A 5,130-nucleotide genomic window follows, 5' to 3' on the forward strand; every position below is an offset into this window, starting at 1 on the left:
GCGACCCACCGCCCGCCGGACCCGGTGGCCCCCGGAGAGCACGGCGGGGGTGGGTGTCCGGCGGGCGGTGGGTCGCCGAGGTCAGCGGAAGTTCACGTCACTGCACAGGAAGTACGTCTGGTCCATGTGCGAGGCCTGCCAGATCGTGTAGACGATGTGGCGGCCCGTGTACCCGGAGGTACTGACCGGGATCGAGTAGTTCTGGCTGGGCCCGTACCGGCCGGTGCGGGCGACCAACTGCAGGTCGCTCCACTTCAGGGGCTGGGTGGTGGGGTTGTAGCCCTGCCGGCTGACGTAGACCAGGAAGTAGTCCGCGCCGTGGCTGGCCTGGTCGTACAGCTTCACCGTGAAGTTGGCGGAGATGTCCGTCGTCTTCCACGCGCCCACGGTGTCCAGGGAGTTGTACCGGCCGCCCTCGGTGCGGCCGCCGCTGCACAGCTGGCCGTCGGGGACGGCGGCCGGGAAGTTGCCGGCGGAACCGTTGCGGTAGAGGCCGTTCCAGTTCCACATGGCGTTGGCGTCGGCCCGCCAGGCCTGCCAGCACATGGGGTCCTGCTGGGCCATGGCCGGGTTCAGATGGTCGTTGCCCCAGCGCTGCCAGCAGCCGTAGTTGCGGGACGCCGGGTCGATGACCGAGCCGTGGGCGGAGGCGGTGCCGCTGCCGGGGACCAGGCAGAGCAGCAGGGCGCCGAGCACGCTCAGGAGGAGCGCCGGACGCGAGCGCACCTTCTTTTTAGCATGATCATGACAAGTCATGAGTTCCTCTTTCGGATGTGGGGGTTGCCTTCGGGTGGTGCTGTGGGGACGGAGGCTCCGAAGGAAGCGTGGGAGCGCTCCCAGTGCACAGGCTGCGCCTCCGGCCCCTGCGCGACAACCGGTGGTTTGCGCCACTTCTCGCACGCGCGGCGCGAACGCGACGGCGCACGGGGAACGGGAGGGTCCGCGTCGGAGGACAAGGCGGTGCTCGGGGGAACGGAAGGGCGCCGCCCGGGGGACGAGGCGACGCACGGGAAACGGGAGGGCCCCCGCCCGGGGAACAAGGCGGTGCCCGGGGGACGAGGCGGGTGCCCGGTGTCTCCGGTCGAGCCGCCGGAGGCACCGGGCACCGCCCGCCGTCGTGTCAGCCGGAGTGGGACGGGGTCTGCTTGATGCCGTCCACGATGGCGCGCTTCATGATGGCGCTGGTGAAGACGATGGTGCCCGGCTTGATCAGGCCGTCGTCACCGCTGACCCGGTTCACCTGGACGATGCGCTCGCCGAGGTAGACGTGCGTCTTCTTGTCGAAGATCCATTCCTCGCGCTGACCGCTGGTCTCGTCGAGACGGGCCACCGCCACGCCGTGCCGGCCCACCGCGTCCACCGCGTCGTCGACCACGACGACACCGGGGATCTTCGCGGCGGCCTTGAACAGGGCCGGAACCAGCTCGGCCGGCGGATAGCTCTCGCCGAGCAGGTCGCCGATGGTGGCGAACGCCTGCTGGTCGGGGGTGTTCCCCTGCCCCTTGGTCTCCTTGTAGATCTTGGCCAGAAGGGTGTCGGGGTCGGTGGTCAACTTGGCCAGATAGTCGTACGAGGGGGCGTTCAGGGTGGCCCGAGGGGTGTTGCCCTGCTCGTCGGGGAGGCTCAGGGTCTCGCCCTCGGGGCCGTCGTTGACGGCCGGGTCGATCAGCCAGCCCTTGGTGCCGTCCGGGGACTCCCACACCTGGCGGGTGTGCAGCGCGTGGCTGGCCAGGCTGCTCTCACCGTCGACGGTCCGCACGAAGGTGTCGGCCGTCTTGGACTCGATGTAGATGAACTGGCCGGGCTTGGCCACCGGGTGCTTGCCGTCCGCCGCCGCCAGCGCGATCTCGTCGAGCAGCCGGGGCGCGCCCTCGGCGCTCGCCACGCCGATGGTCGTGGTCAGGGCCGGGCCGGTGGCGAGGCCGGGCCTGCTCTCCCCGCCGGACGTCACCACGACGGCGACGACGGCGGCGGCCACGGTGGCGGCCAGCGCGGGCAGGGCGATCGCCGGACGCGACAGCCGGAACCGCCGGGTCTTCGCCGGGGTCGTCCCGTTCGCCCCGTGCCCTCCGTTCGCTCCGTTGACGGTGTGCTCGGCCTGCCGGGTCTCGTGGATCTGGGCCATCATGCGCTCCTTGTGGAACTGGTGACGGCCCGGCGGCAGGTCGCGCGTCGTCCGGTCGAAGAGCTGGGCGCCCTCTTCCCACGCGGCAGCGTTCTGCCGGGACGTGTTCGCGTTCATCGGTTTCCTTCCTGTGCGGGCCGGATCGCGGATGCGTGATCGCCTCTTGTCTGTCGGCCCGGCCGGCCGCCTTCCCGTTTCACGAGACTTTCTCGAAGATTCCCCGTGAGCGCCGCCGGTGCGCGGGAACCGCCCAACTGGCCTACGGCGATTGCCTGTTGCTGCTCCTCCTCGCTCACCTCGGCGAGCTTGCGCAGCTTTCTGCGGGCCCTGGAGAGGCGGGAGGCGACCGTGCCGACGGGGATGCCGAGCGCCTCCGCGGCGGCCTCGTAGTCCAGGCCCTCCCCCAGGCAGAGCGCGATGACCTCCCGCTCGGGGCGGCGCAGCTTCGCGAGGGCGGTGAGCGCCGTCGCCAGGCGCTGCCGGCCGTCGAGCCGGTCGGCGACCTCCTCGGCGTGGTCGGGGACGGAGAGTTCGGCCGCCGCGGCGGCCTGGGCCGCCGCCCGGTAACGCCGGTTGCTCCGGTACTGGTTGCGCGCGGTGTTGGTGGCGATACCCAGCAGCCAGGGCCGCAGGGAACCGCCCTCCTGGTCCACCTTGTCGCGCAGCCGCCACGCCTCCATGAACGTCGCGGCCATCACGTCCTCGGCCGTGGACCAGTCGGCGGTCAGCCGGAAGGCATGGTTGTAGACCGCGCGGGCGTAGGCGTCGAAGAGCTCGGCGAACGCGCTCGGATCCCCGGCCCGTATCCGGGTACGCATATGAGTGCTCACCTCAAGGAGCTGTCCGGCACCCCACACCGACTTCCCGTGACCCGCGTCACACTCGACCGCCTGGCGGACGCAGCCCTCGACCGCGCCGGGCGTCCGTCGGCCTCGACCACGCCTCGCGCCCCTCGGCCTCAAACTGGCGTCCGTCGGCATCGACACCGCGCGCGCAGCATCGCACAGGGTGGGAACGCCCTCTGCCGGGGCAGGCGCACCGGCGGCACCCTCGGGCCGCGTCACCCGACAACGCGGCCCGAAGGAGAGGGACTTCGGTCAGGGGCGGTAGGCGGCGCGGTTGTGGTACGTGACCTTGCCGACGGACAGCTTGGTCGGGGCGAACAGCTGGTCCACGGTGACGAAGTGGAAGCCGCGTGCCTTGAGGGCCTTGATGATGCCGGGGACGGCGTCGACCGTCGTCCGGTGGATGTCGTGCATGAGGACGATGTCGCCGGGCCGGGTCTCCGCGTTGACCGTCTTGATCAGCCGGGCGGTGTCGCGGTACTTCCAGTCGAGGGTGTCGACGCTCCAGTGCACCAGCGGCCGGCCGGCGGCGCTGCGGACGGTCGCGTTGTGGGCGCCGTAGGGCGCGCGGACGGTGGTCGGCTTCTTGCCGGTGGCCTGCTTGATCGCCGCGTCGGTACGGGAGAACTGCGACTTGACCTTCGCGGCGCTGAGCTTCGTCAGATCGGCGTGGTCCCAGCTGTGGTTGCCTATCTGGTGGCCGGCGAGCGAGGCGTTGCGCACCGTCGCCGGGTACCTCTGGGCGTTCTTGCCGACGACGTAGAAGGTGGCTCTGACGTCCCGCTCCTTCAGTATGTTCAGCAGACGCTGGGTGTCGGTGACGGGGCCGTCGTCGAAGGTGAGCGCGACGCACTTCACCTTGCGGCAGTCGACGTCCTGGGGTGCGGCGGAGGCGGTCGTGGCGGTGCCGGCCAGCGTGGTGCCGCAGACGGCGGCGGTGATGGCCGAGGTGACGAGGCGTCGGTGCATCGAGTCCTCCAAGGGCAGTGAGTTGCCCTTTAGGACCAGCCCGACGGAGGCCTGGATGTACGGGTGCGCGATTACGGCTGAATGTGGTGTGTGCCGGGCCAAAGAGGGCGCGCTTTCCGGCCATCGGCGCCGTCACACTGTCACAAACCTGTTCGAGGACGGCCCTCTCTCGGTACGCGGGGGCGGAAACATGTCCGCCATGGGGCACCATCGCCGGAACGTTCCGACTCTCGGGGGGCTTCCGATGGTTCACGCAGTTCGCGCACGCCGCACCACCGCCGTACTCGCCGCGCTCTCGCTGGGGGTCCTGGCCCTGACCGCGTGCAAGGGGGACGCCGAGCAGGACGCGGCCGCCCCGAGCGCGACGGCGAGCCCGTCCGCGCCGGGCAAGGACAAGGGCGAGGAGACGGGCAAGGACACCGGCAAGGACAAGGACGCCGACAAGCCCGCCACGGACGCCCCCGGCGGCAGCGGCGGCAGCGGGGGCTCCTCCGGGAGCGGCGGCACCTCCGAGGCGTCGGAGCCCGCCACGGACGACCAGGACGGCGGTGTCGGCATGTGCGAGACGACCGACCTGAGCTACAAGGTCACCGTCGCCTCCAAGCCGGTCAACCACGCGCTGCTGACCGCCACCAACAACAGTGGCGACCCCTGTCTGCTGCCGGCCGGCGAACTGGTCGTCACGATCCCGGGGCTCGACGGCGCCGCCGAGCACATGGGCCCCGCGGGCGAGGACTGGATCCTGAACGCCGGCGAGAAGGCGTACGCCGGGATTCTGTTCTCCCGCGCCGACACGCCGGGCGGCAAGAGCGCCGACAAGGTGGAGATCGCCCTCACCGCCGCCGAGAGCCCCACCACCGTCCCGATCAACGACGGCCCCGTCACGGTCAACGACAGCCAGGTGACCAGCTTCTTCGGCACAGCCGAGGACGCGCTGACGTACTGACCCATCCGCCCGCCCTCCGCCGCCTGACGATCACTGCGGCGGGCCGAGGGCTGGGCCGGCAAGTGCCGGGGCGGGCGGCAGCGCGCGGCAGTCCGGAGGCTGCGAGGCTTCGGTTGGGTGAGGGGCTCAGGGGTTGTGAACTTGCTCAGGGTTGACTGCGCCCAAGCGTGTTCTCCCGCGTATGAGTGAGCGCCCGGACTGCTTCCCGCATGACCTCATGGGTGGGAACGAAGGTTCCTCGGTCG

The 5,130-nt window shown here is 70.9% G+C and carries 5 protein-coding genes; 1 reads left to right on the top strand and 4 read right to left on the bottom strand.

Translation table 11 applies throughout. The features are described 5' to 3' along the window. Positions 1-81 precede the first annotated feature (81 nt). The 4 genes from AOK23_RS31845 to AOK23_RS31860 form a co-directional block, all read right to left on the bottom strand. Positions 82-756, bottom strand: coding sequence for a lytic polysaccharide monooxygenase auxiliary activity family 9 protein (locus AOK23_RS31845; RefSeq protein WP_055716030.1), 675 nt, complete (start codon positions 754-756; stop codon positions 82-84). Positions 757-1,120: 364 nt separating this feature from the next. Next, positions 1,121-2,242: a CU044_5270 family protein gene (locus AOK23_RS31850; protein ID WP_055716031.1), complete on the bottom strand. Its 1,122-nt coding sequence runs from the start codon at positions 2,240-2,242 to the stop codon at positions 1,121-1,123. Then, entirely contained in the window at positions 2,239-2,943 is a 705-nt protein-coding gene (locus AOK23_RS31855) for an RNA polymerase sigma factor (protein WP_055716032.1), read from the bottom strand. Before AOK23_RS31855 ends, AOK23_RS31850 begins: the two co-directional genes overlap by 4 nt. Before the next feature lie 279 nt (positions 2,944-3,222). Beyond that, positions 3,223-3,939 (bottom strand): polysaccharide deacetylase family protein, encoded by a 717-nt coding sequence (locus tag AOK23_RS31860; protein ID WP_055716033.1) that lies wholly within the window; start codon positions 3,937-3,939, stop codon positions 3,223-3,225. 244 nt (positions 3,940-4,183) lie between these two features. Between AOK23_RS31860 and AOK23_RS31865 the strand changes: the two genes are divergently transcribed. Continuing rightward, complete coding sequence (locus AOK23_RS31865) at positions 4,184-4,885, top strand: DUF4232 domain-containing protein (RefSeq protein ID WP_055716034.1); 702 nt, start codon at positions 4,184-4,186, stop codon at positions 4,883-4,885. The last annotated feature ends 245 nt before the right edge of the window (positions 4,886-5,130 follow it).

The organism is Streptomyces torulosus, assembly GCF_001419765.1.
GTDB lineage: Bacteria > Actinomycetota > Actinomycetes > Streptomycetales > Streptomycetaceae > Streptomyces > Streptomyces torulosus.